A 19,776-nucleotide genomic window follows, 5' to 3' on the forward strand; every position below is an offset into this window, starting at 1 on the left:
GCGCCGAACTCATCGGGACAAGGGGATAACGACAATGAACAAGACGAGATTCCATAAACTGACGGGCCTAGCGCTCGCCGTCGCACTAGCGGGCGGCGCGCTCGCCCCGGCGGCGATGGCGCAAGAAGCCGCGCCGGCGCCGGTCGCCGCTGAAGCGCCCGTCGCCGCCGCGCCGGAAGCGGCCGCTGCGGTCGCGGCGCCGGCGGAGGCTGCTCCCGCCGAAGCCGCTCCGGCCGCCGAAGCCGCCGCCCCGACCGTCGACAAGGGCGATACCACCTGGATGCTGGTTTCGACCGTCCTGGTGCTGCTGATGATCATTCCAGGCCTCGCCCTGTTCTACGGCGGCCTGGTCCGTCAGAAGAACATGCTCTCGATGCTGATGCAGGTCTCGACCGTGACCGTCATCGGCATGATCGCCTGGCTGTTCTACGGCTACAGCCTGGCCTTCACCGACGGCGGGGCGCTCGACAGCTTCGTCGGCGGCGCCGGTCGCCTGTTCCTGAAGGACGTGACGCCAGCCAGCGTCGTGGCCACCTTCTCGACCGGCATAGCGATTCCGGAACTCGTGTTCATCTGCTTCCAGATGACCTTCGCCTGCATCACGGCCTCGCTGGTCCTGGGCGGCGTCGCCGAGCGGATGAAGTTCGCCGCCGTGGTGGCCTTCGCGATCCTCTGGCCGCTGCTGTCCTACTATCCGATGGCGCACATGGTGTGGTGGTGGGCTGGTCCGGACGCGGTTGCGGCCGCGCCGGGCGATCCGATCCAATCGGGCCTGCTGTGGGGCTTCGGCGCCCTCGACTTCGCGGGCGGCACCGTGGTGCACATCAACGCTGGTATCGCGGCTCTGGTCGGCGCGCTGATCGTCGGTCCGCGCAAGGGCTATGGCCAAGAAGCGATGCCCCCGCACTCGCTGACCCTGACCCTCACGGGCGCTGGTCTGCTGTGGGTGGGCTGGTTCGGCTTCAACGCCGGCTCTAACCTGGAAGCCAACGGCTACGCCGCCCTGGCCATGATCAACACCCTGGTCGCCACCGCTGCGGCGGGCATCTCCTGGGTCGCGGTCGAATGGCTGACCCGCGGCAAGGCCAGCATGCTGGGCCTCGCCTCCGGCCTGGTCGCCGGCCTGGTCGCCGTCACCCCGGCCGCCGGCTTCGCCGGCCCGGTGGGCGCGGTGGTCCTGGGCCTGATCGTCTCGCCGATCTGCGTGTTCTTCTGCTCGACCATCAAGAACGCGCTGAAGTACGACGACAGCCTGGACGCCTTCGGCATCCACGCCGTGGGCGGCATCGTCGGCGCCATCGCGACCGGCCTGCTGGTCAACCCGGCCTGGGGCGGCGCGGGCGTGGTCGACTACACGACCTGCGCCCTCGACGGCGATATCTCGACCTGCGACACCGCCGCCTACGTCATGGGCACGCAAGTGCTGGCCCAGATCAAGGCGGTCCTGGTGGCCATCGCCTGGTCGGGCGTCATGTCCTCGATCGTCTTCTTCGTGATCAAGTACACCATCGGCCTGCGGCCGTCGGTCGAGACCGAAGAAGAAGGCCTGGACATCACCGAACACGGGGAGCGCGCGTACCACTCGTAAGCGCGCGGGGGCGGAGGCCCAAAGGACCTCCGCCCCGGTCGCACCTGGACGAAATACGGAACGGGGTCCTTCGGGGCCCCGTTTCTATTTATGGATCAGGATTCCGGCCAAGGGCCGCCCAGGCGGCAGCGGACCGTCCACCAGCCGGGCCGCATCGCGACCACGCGCTCGGCCAGGGCGTCGGCCTCGATGTCGCTGGAACAGATGGCGAAGCAGGTGGCGCCGGATCCGGACATCCGGGCGATCAGCGTCTCGCGCTCGTCGGCCAAGGTCGCCAGGACGTCGCCGATCTCAGGCGCGAGACCGACGGCCGGCGCCTCCAGGTCGTTGCGCATCATGCCGAGCCAGGCGGCCAGTTCCTCGACGCTTTCGAAGGCCGGCGGCAGAGGCGGCGGCTCGACGTCGCCAAAACGGCCGATGGCGTCGAAGGCCTTGTAGACCGCCGGGGTGGCGACCTCGACCCGCGGATTGACCAGCACGGCCTCGATCGTCGGCAGAACCGGCGCAGGCGTCAGCAGCTCTCCCCTGCCCTGCGCCAGCACCGGCCGGCCCCAGAGGCAGGCCGCGCCGTCAGCGCCAAGCGAGGCGGCGATCGCCTCAAGCTCCACGTCGTCGACCTGAACGCCGAGCGCCGTCCGCAGCACCCGCAGCGCCGCGCCGGCGTCGCTGGAGCCGCCGCCGAGGCCAGCGGCCACAGGCAAGAGTTTTTCCAACGACAGACCGATCAGGGGCTGGGGTCCGCGCGCCCGCGCGATCAACGCCCTGGCCGCGCGCAGGACGAGATTGTCGCCCTCGCCCGCCAGCATTCCAGCGAACGGTCCATGCACGCGGACCGACAAGGCGTCAGCCTCATGCAGCACGACCCGGTCGCCGACATCGGCGAAGGCCATCAGGCTGCACAGGGGATGGAAGCCGTCGGCGCCCGGAGCGCCGACGTGCAGGAACAGGTTGATCTTCGCCGGCGCGAAGGCGACGGGGCTCATGGACGCTATTGCCCGGCGACGCGCGGCGCGGCGGCCGGCCCTTTCGGGCCCTGTCCGGAGGCGAGCTTGGCGTCGACGTCGGCCTTGATCTTGGCGTCCGGATCCAGCGTCAGCACCCGCCGCCACTGGAACTCCGCCTCGATCCGGCGTCCGACGCGCCAATAGGCGTCGCCCAGGTGGTTGTTGATCTCCGGGTCGCCGGCCTCGAGCTCGACGGCCTGTTCCAGCAGATCGACGGCCTTCTTGTAGTCGCCGAGCCGGTAGTGGGCCCAGCCGAGGGAATCGATCATCGCGCCCGATTGCGGGTTGGCGGCGACCGCGCGCTCGACCATCCCCAGGGCCTCGGCCAGGCGCTCGCCCCGGTCGATCCAGGTGTAGCCGAGGTAGTTGAGAAGCTCGGGCTCGTCGGGGCGCAGTTCCAGGGCCGCCTTCAGGTCGCGCTCGCCCTCGGGCCAGTTGCCCGCGCGCTCGTAGGCGATGCCGCGCATGTAGAGCAGCCGCCAGTCAGGCGAGGCGCTCTCGTCGATCAGGCCGGTGAGTTCCTTGGCGGATTCCCCGTAGCGCTCGTTCACCCGCAGCAGGTCGGCATAGGTCAGCTTGGCCTCGGCGTCGCCGCGGACCGCGGCCTCCTGGGCCATCTTCAGCGCCACGTCAGGCTGCTTGGCGTTCTGGTAGCTCCAGGCCAGCTTGCTGTGGGCGGCCGCGTACTCGCTGGAGCCCGGCTTGGGCTTCGAATAGGCGGCGCGGGCGCCCTCGACGTCGCCGGCGGCTTCCATGATGTCGCCGACCAGAAGCCAGGCGGTGTCGCGGCCGGGATCAAGCCGCAGGGCCAGCCGCAGATAGGCGAGGCCGAGCTGCTCCTGCTTGGCGGCCAACATGCCGGCGGCCGGCGCGACCAGCACCTGGGCCGCGCCCTGGCGCAGGGTCGGGGCGGCCGGGGCGCCCTTGCCGCTCGCGGCGCGGGCCCGGGAGGCGATCAGGCCCTGGTTGTTCGGCTGGCTGGTCAGGGCGCGGTCGTAGAGCGCGATGGCGTCAGGCCGGCGCCCGCGGCGCTCCAGGAACGCGCCGTAGGCCTGGACCGCGATGTCGCCGGGGGCGTCGCTGCCGGTCAGGGCCTTGTAGTTGGTCTCGGCCTCGTCGTAGCGCCGGCCGCGCTCGTAGAGATAGGCCTGACCCAGTTGGCCGAAGTAGTCGACCACGCGATCGCCGCGCATTTCGGGCCGGACGAGAGCTCCCTCCTGGTCGCCGGCCATGGCGGCGGCCCAGGGCGAGAGCAGCGCGGCCGCGCCGCGATGCGGAAAGCCGATGACGTCGCCGGACAACGCGGCCTGGGCCGACTTGCCGTCGCCCTGCGCCATGAACTCGACGCCCTTGACCAGCTGGCCCAGGCGCTTGGTGGCTTCGGAAGATTCAACGCCATCGGGCGCGAGCGCCGCGGCCTTGGTGATGTCGCCGGCCAGCACCGCAGCGGTGAAGGCGCGGTCGCGAAGCATGTCGCTGGCGCCGCCCTCAAGCTCGGCGCGGGCGAAGTAGGCGGCCGCCTCGGCGCCGGCTCCGTCGTTGAGCGCGCCCTGCCCGGCCAGGAAGGCGCCATAGGCCGAGCCGCCCATGCCGTCGGACATCGGGGGGCTCCAGGCGACGTCCTGCGGCGCGGTGGCGCAAGCCGTGACAAGGAGAAGCGGGGCGATGGCGGCAAGCAGACGGCGCATGGCTGCGAAACTCGGCGCTTTCGGGGGCGAGTTCAAGGCGTGGTCGACGAACTGGGGTGAATTCGGGAGCAAGGCCTGCTCAGAACGAAAGAAGGGGGCCGCGAGGCCCCCTTCCAGTCCGATCCGAGCCCGTGGCCCTACATGTTCGGGTAGTTCGGGCCGTCGCCGCCCTGGGGCGTCGTCCAGTTGATGTTTTGCGACGGATCCTTGATGTCGCAAGTCTTGCAGTGGACGCAGTTCTGGAAGTTGATCTGGAACTTCGGGTTGTTGCCCGCCTCGTCGTAGAGCACCTCGTAGACGCCGGCCGGGCAGAACAGACGCGCCGGTTCGCCGAAGCGCGGCAGGTTCACGTTCACCGGGATGCTCGGATCCTTGAGCTTCAGGTGGGCCGGCTGGTTCTCGTCGTGATTGGTCGAGGACAGGAACACCGACGACAGCTTGTCGAAGCTGAAGACGTTGTCCGGCTTCGGATAGACGATCGGCTTATGGTCCTTGGCCAGGCCTGTGGACTCCGCGTCCGACTTGCCGTGCTTGACGGTGCCCCACGGCGACCAGCCGCCGAAGATGTTGGCGATCATGGCGTCCAGCGCCCCGAGCCCGATGCCCGGGATGGTGCCGAACTTCGACCACAGCGGCTTGAAGTTACGGACGGCCCACAGTTCCTTGTGGACCCAGGACTTCTTGTAGGCGTCCTCATAGCCGGAGAGCTCGTCGCTGGAGCGACCGCCCTGGATCGCCTCGAAGGCGGCCTCGGCGGCCATCATGCCGCTCTTGACCGCGTTGTGGCTGCCCTTGATGCGCGGAACGTTGACCATGCCGGCCGAACAGCCGAGCAGCACGCCGCCCGGGAAGTAGAGCTGCGGCAGCGACTGCGAGCCGCCCTCGGTGATCGCACGGGCGCCGTAGGAGACGCGCTTGCCGCCTTCGAGGTAGCCGCGAATGGCCGGGTGGGTCTTGAAGCGCTGGAACTCGTCGAAGGGCGAGATCCAGGGGTTCTTGTAGTTGAGGTGCACCACGAAGCCGATGGCCACGTAGTTGTCCCCAAAGTGGTACATGAACGAGCCGCCGCCGGTGGCGTTGTCGAGCGGCCAGCCGAAGGTGTGCTGGGTGAGGCCCGGCTCGAAGTTCTCGTCCGGCACCTGCCAGAGTTCCTTGATGCCGATGCCGAACTTCTGGGCGTCGCGACCGTTCGTCAGGCCGAAGCGCGCCTGCAGCTGCTTGGCCAGCGAGCCGCGAACGCCCTCACCGATGAAGGTGTACTTGGCGTGCAGTTCGATGCCCGGCTGATAGTCGGGGCCCGGATTGCCATCCTTGTCGATGCCGAACACCCCGGCGACGACGCCCTTCACCGAGCCGTCCTCGTTGTAGACGACTTCCGAGGCGGCCATGCCCGGGTAGATCTCGACGCCGAGCGCCTCGGCGTGGGTGGCCAGCGCGCGGCAGACGTTGCCGAGCGAGGCGATGTAGTTGCCGTGGTTCAGCATCCACTTCGGGAAGGGCAGCCAGGAGACGTCCAGGTCGCCGTTTGGGCCGAGGATCACGAACTTGTCGCGGGTGACCTTGGTCTCCAGCGGGATGCCGAGTTCCTTCCAGTTGGGCAGCAGCTCGTTGATGCCCTTGGGATCGATCACCGCGCCCGAGAGGATATGGGCGCCGACTTCCGAGCCCTTTTCCAGAACCGCGACCGAAACCTCGGTCCCGGCGGCTTCGGCGAGCTGCTTCAGGCGGATGGCCGCCGACAGTCCCGAAGGCCCGGCGCCGACGATCACGACGTCGTATTCCATCGCTTCGCGTTCAATCGTCTCAGTGGCGATGGTGTCGCTCATGATCCCCGTAACTCCCAAAAGGCCGCGCCGGGGTTCCCCTCCCCCTTGTTTCACGCGGCGTTGATCCGTCGGGCGACTTATCCGAAGCTTGTACAAGGGCGGTCAAGCGCGAACTCGGCTATAGACGCTCTTTAAAGAGACCCATGAGCCCAGCTGTTCCCTTCGACCGCGTCGCCGAAAGCCTCCTCGCCTTCTGGGCTGAGGCCGGCGTGGACGCGATGCTGCACGATACGCCCATCGATCGCATCGAGGCGGGCAAGTTCGTGCCCCCCAAGCCGCCCGAGAAGAAGCCTCTTGTCGCGCCGCCGCCGCAAGCGCGGCCGGGCGCCGGCCCGGACGTGGCCTCCGCCGTCGCCGAGGCGCGGCGTCTGGCCGCGGAGGCGCAGGACCTGGAGACGCTGAAGGCCGCGATCGCGGCGTTCGACGGCTGCTCTCTGAAATTTGAAGGCGCCAAGCAGGCGGTCTTCGCGCGCGGAGCGGCCGACGCGCCGCTGATGGTGATCGGCGAAGGCCCCGGCGCCGACGAGGACGCCCGCGGCGAGCCCTTCGTCGGCCGCGCCGGCCAACTGCTGGACAAGATGCTGGCCGGGGCCGGGCTGAGCGGCCGCGTCCTCATCACCAACACAGTATTCTGGCGGCCGCCGGGGAATCGCGCGGCGTCCGCGCAGGAACAGGCGGTCTGCCAACCGTTCCTGGAACGGGCGATCGAGCTCGTCTCGCCCAAGATGCTGCTGCTGGTCGGGGCGCCCGCGGCCAAGGCCATGCTCAAGCGCGACGAGGGCATCCTTTCCCTGCGGGGACGGTGGTTCGAGTGGCGTTCGGAAGCCGGGAACCTGGAACTTCCGGCCATGCCGACCCTCCACCCGGCCTTCCTGCTGCGGCAACCCGCCGCCAAGAAGAAAGCCTGGAGCGACCTTCTGACCCTGACCGAACGGCTTGATCGCCCGGACCGTGGAGCTTAAGACTTAAGCGTCACGAGAACTGAGGGTCACGTCCAACCGCGCGCAGAGGCGGCGACGTGAGGATCGCATGCGGGTACGCAAGGGCATGCGGATCGCGGTCTTGACCATGATCTGCGCCGCCATCGCCGGAACGACGAACGCTGCGCCACAGGCCCTGAGCCCGTGGGACGCGAAGCGCTATGCCGCCGCCTTCGACGCTGTCGACCGCGGGGATTTCATCGACGCTGAGATGCAGACGTCGGAGATCAAGGATCGTTCCCTCGCCGGGCACCTCGCCTTCCGCCAATTGATGCATTCCGGCGGCCATGTGGCCTCGTACGACGACCTCGCCAAGTGGCTGGAGCAATACAGCGATCTGCCCGGCGCCGAGCGCATCTACACCCTGGCCGCCAAACGCAAGCCGGTCGTCGCGAGGCCGCTGAAGACTCCGTTGCTGGCCGGCGCCGACTGGCGGCGGGTCGAGGTGACGGCCCAGGGCATCTCCGGCAAGGCGCCGGCCGATCGGACGCGCAAGGCGCGCGAAGCCTTCTATTCGGGCGACATCCAGACCGCGATGGACCTGGCCCCGGCGGTCGGCGAACGGTGGATCGCGGGCCTGGCCGCCTATCGCCTCAAGAACTACGCCGTCGCCCACAGCTTCTTCAGCCAGGTCGCTCGCGACGAGGACGAAGATCCTTGGCTGCGCTCGGGCGGCGCCTACTGGGCCGCGCGCTCGCTGGAACAGACCGGCGACATCACGCGCGCCCAGGGCTTCCTGAAGCTGGCGGCGCGCCATCCGACCACCTTCTACGGCATGATCGCCGAGCGCCGAGTCCGCCTCGAGGCGCTGGACCGCGTGTCGGAAGCGCCGGTGCGGGAAATCGTCCCGGCCACGTTCGCGTCGGCTCCCAGCGCCCACCTGACCCCGTTCATCCGCGAGGACACCCGCGCACATCGCGCGACCGCCCTGGCCCAGATCGGCATGCCGGTCGAGGCCGGCCTGGAGCTGCGCGCCGGCCTGGCGCTCGCCAAGACCGCCGCCGAGCGCTCGCAGTGGATGTCGCTGGTGCTGGCGCTGAACGCGCCGTTGACCACGGACGCCGATGTGACCGCGGCCCTGCCCCGCGGCCGCTCGTTCATCGAGCCGGACTATCCCACGCCGGTGCTGGAGCCGAAGTCGGGCTTCACCATCGACAAGGCGCTGGTCTACGCGATCGTTCGCCAGGAGAGCCGCTTCAACCCGATGGCGGTGTCGCCGGCCGGCGCCGTCGGCCTGATGCAGGTGATGCCCGAGGCCGCCGCCCGCGCCGCGGGCGACGACAAGCTGAAGGCCGACATGAGCCCCATGTTCGATCCGGCCTTCAACCTGCGGGTCGGGCAGGACTATGTGACCTGGCTGATGGAGCGTGGGGTCGGCTACGACATCCTGCGCACGGTCGCGGCCTATAACGGCGGGCCCGGCACGCTGCTCAAGACCGCGAAGATGGTGGGCGAGGACAGCGACAGCCTGATGCTGATCGAGTCGCTGCCGAGCCAGGAAACCCGCAACTACGTCGAGAAGGTCATGGCGGGCTACTGGACCTATCGCAAGAAGTTCGGCCTAGACACCAAGACCCTGGACGCCCTGGCCCAGGGCGCCGCCTCGATCGACGCCCGCCTCGACCGCTAGCTGAGGACCGTGGCGCGGCCGACTCGGCGGCGCAGATCGGCGATGTCCCGCGCGCCTTCCGCCCGCTGGGCCGGCAGCAGCGCTCCAGCGACCTTCGGACCGGTGAGACGCTCGATCAGACCCGGCGGGCGCTCGACCAGCAGCGCCGGACCGCCGCCGGCTTCGAGATGACGGCGGACGCTCTCGTCCCAACCTGGCCGCAGACGCAGATCCACCGGCAGCGCCAGCAGATAGTCGCCCTTGGCCCGCCGCAGGGCGCCGGCCAAGTCGGCGGTGACGTCCGCCCCCGCGTCCTCGCAAACCGCCAAGGTGGCGTCCGTCGAGCCGCCGTCTACGACGATCACTTCACGCACCAATCCGTCGACGGCGGCTGAAACCAGCACGGTCAGCAGCGAGGCGAGCTCGCGCTCGGAGTTGGCGGTGGGAATGAGGACCGAGATCATGGTCACCAAAGGTGGCGCTTTGTCGCCCGCGTCAACATTGTTCTTGTTTTGTTCGCGTCGGGATCTATGCTCGGAATGTGAGCACCTTCACCCAGCAGATCACGGTCCGGGGCCGCGGCGCGCGGTCGAACGCCAGCGGGCGTTTCGAGTCGCAGGCGCGTGAGGCGTTCGATGACGGCTGGACAGTCGAGGACTCCGAGCCCGTCCAACTGAAGACCACGCTGAGCCCTGAGAAGGCGCAGAAGATCATCAGCAAGAACGACAGCCCGGACGTCGGCTTTTCGCGCTCGATCAATCCCTATCGCGGTTGCGAGCATGGCTGCATCTACTGCTACGCGCGGCCCGCCCACGCCTATATGGGCCTCTCGCCTGGGCTCGATTTCGAGAGCCAGCTGTTCTTCAAGCCGGACGCGGCGCTGCTGCTGGAGAAGGAGCTGTCGTCGCCGCGCTACAGGCCCGAGTTCATCCACATCGGCGGCAACACCGATCCCTACCAGCCGGTCGAGCGGACCGCGCACGTGACCCGCGGGGTGCTGGAGGTGATGGAGCGGTTCGGGCACCCCTGCTCGATCATCACCAAGTCGGCGCTGATCCTGCGCGACATGGACATCCTGGCCGCCATGGGCCGGCGCAACCTGTGCCGCGTGGCGATCTCGGTGACGACGCTGGACCGCAAGCTGGCCCGCAGCATGGAGCCGCGAGCGGCTACGCCCGAGCGGCGGATCGGCGCGATCAAGGCCCTGTCCGACGCCGGCGTGCCGGTGGTGGTGATGTTCGCACCAGCCATCCCGAGCCTCAACGACCACGAGATGGAAGCGGTGCTGGAACGCGCGGCGGAGGCCGGCGCCAAGGGGGCCGGATATGTCGCTCTACGGCTGCCGCGGGGAATCAAGGACCTGTTCCGCGAATGGCTGGAGACCGACCATCCCGACCGCGCCCGCCGGGTGATGTCGCTGGTCCGGCAGATGCGCGGCGGCCAGGACTACGACGCCGAATGGGGCAAACGGATGCGGGGCGAAGGTCCGATCGCCGAGCTGCTCTCGCAGCGCTTCAGAGCGGCCAAGAAACGGTTCGGGTTGGATGCGAAGCTGCCGGCCCTCGACCTGTCGCAGTTCAGGGTTCCAGCCAAGGCCGGCGACCAGGGCGACCTTTTTGGGGACTGATCCGCCCCAGCCGCATGCCCGCCGCCTGACCGAGGCCCAGAGTCGAGCCCTGAGCATCGCCGTGTTTACAGAGCGCCAGACGGGCGCCCCCGTCCCGGTCAGCGGCTGAACACGCCGACCAGCTCGACGTGCGGCGACCACAGGAACTGATCGACCGGCAGCACCCGATCGAGGGTGAAACCCGCGTCGATGAGGGTTCGGGCGTCGCGGACGAAGGTCGCCGGATTGCAGGAGACGCCGATGGCGCGGGCCACGCCCGAGCGGGCGATCTCGGCCGACTGCTCGGCCGCTCCGGCCCGCGGCGGGTCGAAGACGACAGTGTCGATGCGCTTCATCTCTTCGGCCAACAGCGGGCGACGGGTCAGATCGCGGGCCTCGGCGGTGATCCCGTGCAGGCCCGGCGCCGTGGAGACCGCCCCGCTCAGCGCGCGGATGGCCGGGGCCGCGCCGTCGGCGGCCAGGACCGGCGCAATCGCCGCGAGACGGAAAGTGAAGGTCCCGACGCCACAGAAGAGATCGGCGATCCGCTCGGCGCCCACAGCGGAGTCCGCGACCATGGCGGCCATCGCTGCCTCGGCCTCCGGGACCGCCTGCAGGAAGGCGCCGGCCGGCAGGGCGACGGTCGCCGCCCCGATGCGGACGGTGGGTTGGCGGGCCATGTAGGCGACCTCGCCGTCCATGGTGACGCGGGCGAAGTCGGCCTCCGCCGCGATTTCGGCCATGCGCATGCGCGCGTCGGCCGAGAGCCCGCCGCTTTTGCGCTCGACGCCGCTGATGTCGATGTCCAGGCCCGTTGAGGTGAGCGTCACGTGCAGGGTCGGCGCGGACTTCGGATGCTCGAACAGCGGCGCGGCCAAGCGCCGCAACGCCGGGAGCGCGGCCTCAAGCGCCGGATCGGCGATCGGACAGGCGCTGATGTCGACCACGTCCCAAGACTTGCGGGTCTTGAAGCCGAGCCGTGCGGCGTCCTTCTTGCCCTGGCGCGCATGGAGCGCCAGGCGTCGGCGGGTGTGCGGCTTGGCGGCGAAAGGCGCCAAGACCTCGGTCTCGATGCGCTCTCGCGCCAGGGTGCCGATCAGCCGCTCGACCTTCCAGGCCAGATAGGCCTCGTGCTCCCAGTGCTGCAGCGCGCAGCCGCCGCAGACGCCGAAGTGGGGGCACGGCGGGTCGACCCGCTGCAGGCTGGCCTCCAGCACCGCTTCGAGCTCGCGCCGCTGGGGCCCCGCGGCGAGACGAACGCGCTCGCCCGGAAGCGTGAAAGGCGCATAGAGCGGCCCTGCCGCAATGCCGTCGCCTTCGCCGCCTACAGCCTCGATCAGAACCTCTACCGGCGGGCCGGACGGGGCTTCGTTGGGTCGGGCCCTGTGAGGCCGGGGACGTCGCATGATCAAAACTCGCCTTGTGGCGCCGACCCCGCAATCCCAGGCGGGATAAGGCGTCAACGAAGATGAACGTACATGAACAGGCCGCTCAAGGGCCGTTCAGACTCGTTCAGCCAAGTTCCATAGCGCAGGCGGGGCTTCGGCGCCGCCTCCGAGTTCGAATGATGGAGAAAGCCGATGAAACGCGCTCTTGCTCTCGCCGCCGCCGGGATGATGGCCGTGACCCTGCCCGCCGTGACGTTCCCGAGCATCGCGTCGGCCCAGTCCTATGACCCCTGCCGCGACCAGCAGCGCCAGAGCGCCAACAAGGGCACCATCGTCGGCGGCCTGGTCGGCGCGCTGGCCGGCGGCGGAGTCGCGGCCAAGGGCGCCAAGACCGAAGGCGCGCTGCTGGGCGGCGCCGTGGGCGCCGTGGCCGGCCACGAGATCGGCAAGCGCAACAGCAAGTGCAGCAGCTATCGCCCTGCCCCGCGCCCGACCGCCTACCGGTCCAGCAACAACTATCAGCGCAGCAGCAACGCCCAACCCAGCAACTGCCGCTGGGTCCAGGACAACTACGGCGGCCGCAACCACAGCTACGAAGTCTGCCGCGGGCGTGACGGCGTCTGGCGTCCGAGCGGCCGCAGCTAAACCCACAACAAGCCTATCGCATCAGTCCTCAGGGGTAATTCGCAATGAACTTCCGTTCGACCTTCGCCAAGAGCGCACTCGCGGGCGTGGCCGGCGTCATGGCGCTCGGCTCGGCCGCCGCCATTCCCACCTTCGCGGCCGCCCAGTCGGCCCCCTATTACGGCGGTAGCAGCTACTACGACCCCTGCCGTCGCGACTCGACCAACCGCGGTACGGTCGGCGCCCTGGTCGGCGGCGCGCTAGGCGCGGCGATCGGCTCGAATGCGGCGGCCCGCAACGCCCGCACCGAAGGCGCGCTGCTCGGCGGCGCGCTCGGCGCCCTCGGCGGCGCGGCGGTGGGCAAGAACTCGGCGGCCTGCGGCGGCACGGCCTATCGCGCGCCGCAGACTACCTACAACGGCTATTACGGCGAGCGTCAGGACAACGGCTACTACGCCCGCTCCTACGACGACCGGCGCTACTACGACCGCGCAGAGCCCTATCGGGTGGTCGAGCGCCCGGCCGCCACCGACGGCTGCACCCTGGCCGAGAGCCCGATCTATCTACCCGACGGCCGCACCCAGAAGCGCTTCGTCCGCGTCTGCCCCGACGCGAACGGCAACTTCCAGGTCGTCGACTAAACCCTCCCAAGGGGGAGTCCGTCTGCGTATCTGACGGACTGAAGCCGCCCGCGTTCCGCGCGGGCGGCTTCTTTTATTCCTGCGATCTGAAATCAGCGAAACTATCGGATCAATAGCAGCGTACGACCGAAAGTCTGCACGCCGCGCCCGCAGGTAAGCAGTCCAGTAACCGACAGCACCGGGCGCGCCGATCTCTGCGCCGTCATCTTCTTGCATCATCGGTTCGTTAGGCGCATCGATTGCGGCCAGTTGCGGACGTGTTCGATGTCCGGCTTCGCATCCAGTTCATCTTGAAACCTATTGAAACGCCGCCCCTGGCCGAGCGTCGCCCGGTCTATTGCGGCGGCGTCGTGAAATGGAGGAACCGATGATCATCTTTTCCACCCGCGCGCGGGTTGCGGGAACACTCCCCGATGCGGTGGCCTGGGCCGCAGAGGTCGCCCAGATCGTCACGAAGACGACCGGCGTCACTATCGAGGTCGCCGTCCGGGTGGGCGGCCACAACGACATCATCTGGGTTTCCCGGCTCGACGACATGGCGGCCGTCGAAAAGATGATGGGGCAGGTGCAGGGCGACGCGAACTACCATGCCGCGCTCCGCTCGGCGCAGGAGAAGCATCTGTTCGACAGCGTCAGCGTGGAACAGGCGTTCTGGCGAACGCTCTGACGCGGTCTATGGGCGGCGCGCCCACAGCAGGTACTCGTGATTGCCGTCGCCGCCAGCGATCGGACTGTCGGCGACCTGGAGCACCGCCCAACCCGTCCCGGTCAAGAACGCCGAGACGTCGTCCAGCGCCCGGCGGCGTGCACCGTCATCCTTGACCAGACCGCCCTTGCCGACGTGGCCGGGGCCGACTTCGAACTGCGGCTTCACCAGAGCTACGAGATCCGCTCCGCCCGCGGCGAGCGCTAGGGCCGCAGGCAGCGCCTTGGCCAGGCCGATGAAGCTGACATCGGTGACGATGAGGTCGGGCGCGACCGGGATCAGGTGCGGCGTCAGCGTACGGGCGTCGACGCCCTCCAGGCCCACCACGCGTGAATCGCCGGCCAGCTTGGGATGCAGTTGTCCTCGGCCGACGTCCACGGCGTAGACCCGCGCCGCGCCGTGCTGAAGGCAGACCTCGGTGAAACCACCCGTCGAGGCGCCCACGTCAAGCACGGTGCGGCCCTCCACCAGGATGGGCCAAAGCTCCAGGGCATGAACCAGCTTCAGGGCGCCGCGCCCGACATAGGGATGGGCGGCGGCGGCCTGGATCGGCGCATCCTCGTCGATCAGGTCCGAGGGCTTGGAGACCGCACAGCCGGCGACGCTGACGCCGCCGGCTTCGATGGCGGCCCGGGCCTTGGCGCGGCTGTCGAACAGGCCTCGTTCGACCAGGACGACATCCGCACGCTTCTTGCCCAAGCCTGATCCAGGCGGGTTAGGCCTGCTCCTCGACGAACAGCTTCTTCAGCTCGTTCTTGAGAATCTTGCCGTTCGGGTTGCGAGGCAAGGTCTCGTGCCAGAAGCGGACCTTCACCGGCACCTTGAAGGCGGCCAGGTGTTCGGCGACGTGAGCGCGGAGCTCCTCTTCCGTGGCCGAAGCGCCCGGCTTGAGGGTGACGACGGCGGCCGGCTCTTCGCCCAGGGTCCGGTGCGGAATGCCGACAATGGCCGCGTCCATCACCGCCGGATGGTCGTAGAGAACGTTCTCGACCTCGATGCAGTAGATGTTCTCGCCGCCGCGGATCAGCATGTCCTTGGCGCGGTCGATGATGAAGCAGAAGCCCTCTTCATCCACGCGGGCCAGGTCGCCCGTGCGCACCCAGCCGTCGACGAAGGTCTGGGCCGTCGCCTCGGGCTTGTTCCAGTAGTTCTTCACGACCTGGGGACCGCGGGCCCAGAGCTCGCCCACCACGTTGGGGCCAAGCACCGTGACGCCGTCGGCCGGATCGCGGATCTCCAGATCGCTGACCGGAACCGCCGGGCCGCAGCTGTCGGGCCGGTTGGCGTAGTCCTCGGCGCCGTGGGTGGTGACGGTCGCGCAGGTCTCGGTCATGCCCCAGCCGTTGCCGGGCGCCGACTTCGGGAAGGTTTCCTTGATCTTGCGGACCAGTTCAGGCGCCGAGGGTGCGCCGCCGTACGACACCGACTCCAGCGAGGACAGATCGTAGTTGGCGCGAGCCGGATGCTCGATCAGTTGCCAGGCGATGGTCGGCACGCCGCCGGCGGACTGGATCTTCTCGCGCTGGATCAGCTCGAAGGCGCGGATCACATCCCACTTGTGCATCATCACCAGCTTGGCGCCGCCGGCCAGCGACGGGTTCAGCACGGCCATGCAGCCGGTGACGTGGAAGAACGGGATCGAAATCAGCGAGGAGCGCTGCGGCGCGTTGGGATCGGCCTCGGGCGGCGCCTCGCCGCGGCGCAGGAAGGCGCGTGCGCCGGCGACCGCGCCGGCCATGATGTTGGAGTTCACGCCGCGCTGGGTGGCCAGGGCGCCCTTCGGCTTACCGGTCGTCCCCGAGGTGTAGAAGATGGTGGCGTCGTCGTCAGGATGGATATCGACCGGCGGCAGCGGCTGGTCGGGCAGGTTGGCCCATTCGTTGGCGCCGCCCAGCACGCTTTCCAGCGTCGTCACCTGCGGGTGAGCGATCTCTTCGCGCGAGCGGCTGACATAGACGCGGACCAGGTCGGGGCAGTTGGGCAGGTGCTCGGTCAGGCGCTCATAGCGCTCGGCGTCCATCAGCACGACCTTGCTGCCGGAATCGGTCAGGCCGTACTCCAGCTCCGGTCCGGTCCACCAGGCGTTCAGCGGCGTGACGATCGCGCCCAGCGAGGCGCCGGCATAGAACGCCACGACCCATTCGGGCAGGTTGCGCATGATGACGGCTACGCGGTCGCCCTTCTGCACGCCATCGGCCTGCAGCTGGCGGGCCAGCGCCGAAACGGCGCGGTAGAAGGCCTCGTAGGTGACGCGCTCGTCCTCATAGACGAGGAACACCTTCTCGCCGTGGGTCCGGCCCAGTTCGACGATCGAGCGCAGCGAAGGCGGCAGGTTCTTCCAGGTCCGGGTGGGAATGCCGCGGATATCCACCGTCTCCATTTCGGCCGGAGAGCCTGGCGCTGTGATCAGCGCATGGGCTTGGGCGATGGACATGGCGGGCCAACCAGCGGGCAACGCAGCCTCGGACATGGACGTTCTCCTAATGCTCGCGCGGGCCTTGAACGCGCCCGCGTCGTCATAGGTGAACAAGCATAACCTAGCGCGCGAGGCAAACGTGCGTTTGACGCGGCGGCAGGTTATCGCATCAAAGCTGGACGCGGGCCGTCCCCGCCGACCATTCATCGGCGGGGCGGCGTAACGCTGGTGGCTAGACCACGGCCTCTAGCAGGCTGAGCGCGTGCTCGAGCTTGGTCTTCGCGGCCTCGGACTCGGCCAGACGCTCGCGATTCTCCTCGACCACCTCTTCCTTGGCGTTGGCGACGAAGGCCGGATTCCCAAGCTTCTTCATCACGTGGGCGATGTCCGAGGCGTGTCCCGCGATCTCCTTGGCCAGACGCGCACGTTCGGCGGTCAGGTCGATGAACTCGGCCACCGGCAGCGCCAGGGTGGCGCCGTTGACGACGAACGGGATCGCGCCTTCGGGGGCCTGATCGACGAAGGTGACTTCGGCCACGCGCAGGGTCTGGGCGATGACCGCAGCGTTGGTGCGGAAAACCTCGCGTTGCCCCTCGCTGGCTTCGACGACCAGCAGCGGCGGGCGAGCCGAATGCGGCACGTTGAGTTCGGCCTTGACCGAGCGCCCTTCGCTGACCGCCGCAACGATGAGGCCGATCTCGGCGTCAGCGTCGGGGTCGATGAGCGTGTCGGGCAGCGTCGGCCATTGGGCGGTGATCAGCATCCCCTCGCCGCGCGGCGCGCCGAGGTCGGCCGTCTGCGCCCACAGTTCCTCGGTGAGGAACGGCATGACCGGGTGCAGCAGCTTCAGGATCACGTCCAGCGCCCAGGCGGCGGTGGCCTGGGTCTCGGCCTTCAGCGCCTCGTCCGCGCCGTTCAGGAGCGGCTTGGAGAGCTCGACGTACCAGTCGCAGAAGGTGTTCCAGATGAAACGATAGAGGCCGTTGGCGGCCCCGTCGAAGCTGCACCCTTCCAGGGCCTTGGTGATCGAGTGGGCCGTGCGGACCGTCTCGCCGACGATCCAACGGTTCAGCACGCCCTTCACTTGGGCGGGATCGAAGCCCTCGGCGCGGGCGCAGCCGTTCACCTGGGCGAAGCGGGCGGCGTTCCAGAGCTTGGTGCCGAAGTTGCGATAGCCCTCGATGCGTTGGCGCGAGAGCTTGATGTCGCGCGCCTGGCCCGACATGGCGGTCAAGGTGAAGCGCAGGGCGTCGGCGCCGTAGTCGTCGACCAGTTCCAGGGGGTCCATGACGTTGCCCTTGGACTTGCTCATCTTCTTGCCCTCGGCGTCGCGAACCAGGGCGTTGATGAAGACGCGGTCGAAGGGAACCTCTCCCATGAAGTGGATGCCCATCATCATCATCCGGGCGACCCAGAAGAAGATGATGTCGAAGCCGGTGATCAGGGTGCTGGTCGGATAGAACCGCTCCAGGTCGCTGGTCTTCTCGGGCCAGCCCATGGTCGAGAACGGCCACAGGCCGGACGAGAACCAGGTGTCGAGCACGTCGTCGTCCTGCCGCAGCGGCTGGTCGTGGCCGTAATGCTCGCGGGCGAGCGCCTTGGCGCCCTCCTCCGTCTCGGCGACGAAGATCTTGCCGTCCGGGCCGTACCAGGCCGGGATGCGATGTCCCCACCAGAGCTGGCGCGAGATGCACCACGGCTCGATGTTCCGCATCCACTCGAAGTAGGTCTTCTCCCAGTGACGGGGCTCAAAGACCGTGCGGCCTTCCTCGACCGCCTTGATCGCGGGCTGCGCCAGGACCTTGGCGTCGACGTACCACTGGTCCGTCAGGTAGGGCTCGATGACCACGCCGGAACGGTCGCCGTGCGGGACGGCGTGGCGGGTCTTCTCGATCTCACGCAGCAGGCCCAGTTCCTCGAAGGCGGCGACCACCTTCTTGCGGGCCGCGAAGCGGTCCAGGCCGCGATATTCGGCCGGAGCGTTCTCGTTGATCTTCGCATCTTCGGTGAAGATGTTGATCATCGGCAGGTTGTTGCGCTTGCCGACCTGATAGTCGTTGAAGTCGTGCGCCGGGGTGATCTTCACCGCGCCCGAACCCTTTTCAGGGTCGGCATACTCGTCGGCGATGATCGGGACCGGACGGTTCACGATCGGCAGGCGGACGGCGCGGCCGATCAGGCCCTTGTAGCGCTCGTCGGTCGGATGCACCGCGACGGCGGTGTCGCCCAGCATCGTCTCGGGACGCGTGGTGGCCACGACGATCTCGCCGCTGCCGTCCTCGAGCGGATAGGCGAAGTGATAGAAGGCGCCGTCGACTTCCTTCTGCTCGACCTCGATGTCCGAGATCGCGGTCTGGAAGTGGGGATCCCAGTTCACCAGGCGCTTGTCGCGGTAGATCAGCCCCTGCTTGTGCAGGGTCACGAAGACCTTGCGGACCGCCGCCGACAGCCCCTCGTCCAGGGTGAAGCGCTCACGGCTCCAGTCGCAGGACGCGCCCAGTCGACGCAGCTGGTTGGTGATGGTCCCGCCGCTCTCGGCCTTCCATTCCCAGACCTTGGCGATGAATTCGTCGCGGCCCATGTCGCGGCGGCCGATGTTGCCGGCCGCGGCAAGTTGGCGCTCGACCACCATCTGGGTCGCGATGCCGGCGTGGTCGGTGCCCGGCAGCCACAGGGCCGCCTTGCCCCGCATCCGTTCGAACCGCGTCAGCACGTCCTGCAGGGTGTTGTTCAGCGCGTGGCCGATGTGCAGCGAGCCGGTGACGTTAGGCGGCGGAATGACGATCGAGAACGGCTCGGCAGCCGGGTCGGCGCTGGGCGCAAACGCGCCGGAGCCCTCCCACATGGCGTAGAGGCGCTGTTCGGCGGTCTTGGGGTCGAAGTTTTTTTCAAGCATTTGGGGCGCTGCATACATTTTCGATCATCGGCGTGGAAGCGCGATGACATGGGAATCCGCTCATCCCCGCGTGAGCGGGGATCCAAGCGGACACGCAAGCAATCGAAAGTGCAGACCCAGCTTGGGTCCCGGACAGGCCGGGGTGAGCGATGCTCGTGTGGGGCCTAGCGTACTCGGCCGCGCGCGATCCGCTCGACTTCCTTGTCGACGGTCTGCTGGACGATGGCCGGAAGATTGTCGTCCAGCCACTGCTTCAGCAGCGGACGGAGCAGTTCGCGAACCACATCCTCCAGCGTGCGGCCCTCAGCCGGCATCTGGATGGCTGCGGAAAGCTGGCCGAAGGCGGAAGCCGCGGCGCTCGCGGCGACTGCGCCCACCAGGCCATCGCCAACTTCAATCGCCGGCGCGATCGGCGGCGGGGGCGGCGGCTCGACATAGACCGGCGGCTCGGGCTCTTCGCTCACCGACGGCGTATAGACGTCCAGATCGCCGACCGACTCGACCCGCTCGGTCAGTTCCAGCGCGCCGTCGTCGTCTTCCTCGATCGGCTCAGGCTCGGGCTCGAAGACCGGGGCGGCGGCTTCCACCGGCTCGGGCTCAGGCTCGGGCGCAGGAGCCGCAGCATCCGCCGGCGCGTCATCTTCGGAGATGATCCGCCGAATGGAGGCCAGGATCTCCTCCATCGTCGGTTCTTGCGAGGTCTGTTCAGACATATCGGGGCCGCCGGTGGTGCGAGAGAGAATCCGTCACGCCAAGCTTGGCGTGACGGTGTGATCCTGCAATTTCCGCCAGAAGGCGCAAGCG

At 68.5% G+C, this 19,776-nt stretch carries 16 protein-coding genes; 7 read left to right on the forward strand and 9 right to left on the reverse strand.

The annotated features are described in order from the left end of the window. Positions 1–34: 34 nt before the first annotated feature. Positions 35–1,588 carry an ammonium transporter gene (locus tag ASC79_RS03780; protein ID WP_056019886.1) on the forward strand — a complete coding sequence of 518 codons (1,554 nt, stop codon included), beginning with the start codon at positions 35–37 and terminating at the stop codon, positions 1,586–1,588. Between the two features lie 95 nt (positions 1,589–1,683). On the opposite strand, the gene ASC79_RS03785 is transcribed toward ASC79_RS03780, so the two are convergent. The 3 genes from ASC79_RS03785 to ASC79_RS03795 all read right to left on the reverse strand — a co-directional run bounded on the left by ASC79_RS03785 (position 1,684) and on the right by ASC79_RS03795 (position 6,106). Then, positions 1,684–2,571, reverse strand: a complete 888-nt coding sequence (locus ASC79_RS03785) for a 4-(cytidine 5'-diphospho)-2-C-methyl-D-erythritol kinase (protein WP_056019889.1) — start codon at positions 2,569–2,571, stop codon at positions 1,684–1,686. A 5-nt stretch (positions 2,572–2,576) separates the two neighbouring features. Beyond that, the gene (locus ASC79_RS03790) at positions 2,577–4,280 is read right to left on the reverse strand and encodes a tetratricopeptide repeat protein (RefSeq protein WP_056019892.1); all 1,704 of its coding nucleotides are present in this window, start codon (positions 4,278–4,280) and stop codon (positions 2,577–2,579) included. A gap of 137 nt (positions 4,281–4,417) precedes the next feature. Next, on the reverse strand, positions 4,418–6,106 hold the full coding sequence (locus ASC79_RS03795) for an electron transfer flavoprotein-ubiquinone oxidoreductase (RefSeq protein ID WP_056019895.1): 1,689 nt from the start codon (positions 6,104–6,106) through the stop codon (positions 4,418–4,420). A 143-nt stretch (positions 6,107–6,249) separates the two neighbouring features. On the opposite strand from ASC79_RS03795, the gene ASC79_RS03800 reads away from it, so the two are divergent. Continuing rightward, entirely contained in the window at positions 6,250–7,068 is an 819-nt protein-coding gene (locus ASC79_RS03800) for a uracil-DNA glycosylase (protein WP_056019898.1), read from the forward strand. A gap of 67 nt (positions 7,069–7,135) precedes the next feature. Continuing rightward, a complete protein-coding gene (locus ASC79_RS03805; protein WP_056019901.1) occupies positions 7,136–8,716 on the forward strand; it encodes a lytic transglycosylase domain-containing protein in 1,581 nt (526 codons plus the stop codon). Here ASC79_RS03805 and ASC79_RS03810 read toward each other — a convergent pair. Continuing rightward, positions 8,713–9,159, reverse strand: a complete 447-nt coding sequence (locus ASC79_RS03810) for a glycosyltransferase (protein ID WP_156378349.1) — start codon at positions 9,157–9,159, stop codon at positions 8,713–8,715. The genes ASC79_RS03805 and ASC79_RS03810 overlap by 4 nt on opposite strands. Positions 9,160–9,236: 77 nt before the next feature. Between ASC79_RS03810 and ASC79_RS03815 the strand changes: the two genes are divergently transcribed. After that, a complete protein-coding gene (locus ASC79_RS03815) occupies positions 9,237–10,322 on the forward strand; it encodes a PA0069 family radical SAM protein (RefSeq protein ID WP_056019907.1) in 1,086 nt (361 codons plus the stop codon). A gap of 98 nt (positions 10,323–10,420) precedes the next feature. On the opposite strand, the gene ASC79_RS03820 is transcribed toward ASC79_RS03815, so the two are convergent. Then, positions 10,421–11,707, reverse strand: a complete 1,287-nt coding sequence (locus tag ASC79_RS03820) for a class I SAM-dependent RNA methyltransferase (RefSeq protein ID WP_056019910.1) — start codon at positions 11,705–11,707, stop codon at positions 10,421–10,423. Between the two features lie 174 nt (positions 11,708–11,881). On the opposite strand from ASC79_RS03820, the gene ASC79_RS03825 reads away from it, so the two are divergent. From ASC79_RS03825 to ASC79_RS03835, 3 genes are all read left to right on the forward strand, one after another. Continuing rightward, complete coding sequence (locus tag ASC79_RS03825; protein ID WP_056019913.1) at positions 11,882–12,334, forward strand: glycine zipper 2TM domain-containing protein; 453 nt, start codon at positions 11,882–11,884, stop codon at positions 12,332–12,334. Between the two features lie 44 nt (positions 12,335–12,378). Continuing rightward, on the forward strand, positions 12,379–12,954 hold the full coding sequence (locus ASC79_RS03830; RefSeq protein ID WP_056019918.1) for a hypothetical protein: 576 nt from the start codon (positions 12,379–12,381) through the stop codon (positions 12,952–12,954). Between the two features lie 367 nt (positions 12,955–13,321). Continuing rightward, a complete protein-coding gene (locus ASC79_RS03835; RefSeq protein WP_056106213.1) occupies positions 13,322–13,621 on the forward strand; it encodes a hypothetical protein in 300 nt (99 codons plus the stop codon). A gap of 6 nt (positions 13,622–13,627) precedes the next feature. Here ASC79_RS03835 and ASC79_RS03840 read toward each other — a convergent pair whose 3' ends face one another. The 4 genes from ASC79_RS03840 to ASC79_RS03855 form a co-directional block, all read right to left on the reverse strand. Further along, entirely contained in the window at positions 13,628–14,359 is a 732-nt protein-coding gene (locus tag ASC79_RS03840; protein WP_056019922.1) for a TlyA family RNA methyltransferase, read from the reverse strand. 16 nt (positions 14,360–14,375) lie between these two features. Beyond that, positions 14,376–16,130, reverse strand: coding sequence for a class I adenylate-forming enzyme family protein (locus ASC79_RS03845; protein WP_056019925.1), 1,755 nt, complete (start codon positions 16,128–16,130; stop codon positions 14,376–14,378). A 178-nt stretch (positions 16,131–16,308) separates the two neighbouring features. Continuing rightward, positions 16,309–18,972, reverse strand: a complete 2,664-nt coding sequence (locus ASC79_RS03850) for a valine--tRNA ligase (RefSeq protein ID WP_056019928.1) — start codon at positions 18,970–18,972, stop codon at positions 16,309–16,311. Positions 18,973–19,136: 164 nt separating this feature from the next. After that, the gene (locus ASC79_RS03855) at positions 19,137–19,685 is read right to left on the reverse strand and encodes a DUF2497 domain-containing protein (RefSeq protein WP_056019931.1); all 549 of its coding nucleotides are present in this window, start codon (positions 19,683–19,685) and stop codon (positions 19,137–19,139) included. Between the last annotated feature and the right edge of the window lie 91 nt (positions 19,686–19,776).

Origin of the sequence: Phenylobacterium sp. Root1290, assembly GCF_001425305.1 — a bacterium.
Lineage (GTDB): Bacteria > Pseudomonadota > Alphaproteobacteria > Caulobacterales > Caulobacteraceae > Phenylobacterium.

Excerpts from the sequence above, each read along its gene's own strand:
- ASC79_RS03780 (WP_056019886.1), top strand. The coding sequence starts at position 35 with ATGAACAAGACGAGATTCCATAAACTGACGGGCCTAGCGCTCGCCGTC.
- ASC79_RS03785 (WP_056019889.1), bottom strand. The coding sequence starts at position 2,571 with ATGAGCCCCGTCGCCTTCGCGCCGGCGAAGATCAACCTGTTCCTGCAC.
- ASC79_RS03790 (WP_056019892.1), bottom strand. The coding sequence starts at position 4,280 with ATGCGCCGTCTGCTTGCCGCCATCGCCCCGCTTCTCCTTGTCACGGCT.
- ASC79_RS03795 (WP_056019895.1), bottom strand. The coding sequence starts at position 6,106 with ATGAGCGACACCATCGCCACTGAGACGATTGAACGCGAAGCGATGGAA.
- ASC79_RS03800 (WP_056019898.1), top strand. The coding sequence starts at position 6,250 with ATGAGCCCAGCTGTTCCCTTCGACCGCGTCGCCGAAAGCCTCCTCGCC.
- ASC79_RS03805 (WP_056019901.1), top strand. The coding sequence starts at position 7,136 with ATGCGGGTACGCAAGGGCATGCGGATCGCGGTCTTGACCATGATCTGC.
- ASC79_RS03810 (WP_156378349.1), bottom strand. The coding sequence starts at position 9,159 with ATGATCTCGGTCCTCATTCCCACCGCCAACTCCGAGCGCGAGCTCGCC.
- ASC79_RS03820 (WP_056019910.1), bottom strand. The coding sequence starts at position 11,707 with ATGCGACGTCCCCGGCCTCACAGGGCCCGACCCAACGAAGCCCCGTCC.
- ASC79_RS03825 (WP_056019913.1), top strand. The coding sequence starts at position 11,882 with ATGAAACGCGCTCTTGCTCTCGCCGCCGCCGGGATGATGGCCGTGACC.
- ASC79_RS03830 (WP_056019918.1), top strand. The coding sequence starts at position 12,379 with ATGAACTTCCGTTCGACCTTCGCCAAGAGCGCACTCGCGGGCGTGGCC.
- ASC79_RS03835 (WP_056106213.1), top strand. The coding sequence starts at position 13,322 with ATGATCATCTTTTCCACCCGCGCGCGGGTTGCGGGAACACTCCCCGAT.
- ASC79_RS03845 (WP_056019925.1), bottom strand. The coding sequence starts at position 16,130 with ATGTCCGAGGCTGCGTTGCCCGCTGGTTGGCCCGCCATGTCCATCGCC.
- ASC79_RS03850 (WP_056019928.1), bottom strand. The coding sequence starts at position 18,972 with ATGCTTGAAAAAAACTTCGACCCCAAGACCGCCGAACAGCGCCTCTAC.
- ASC79_RS03855 (WP_056019931.1), bottom strand. The coding sequence starts at position 19,685 with ATGTCTGAACAGACCTCGCAAGAACCGACGATGGAGGAGATCCTGGCC.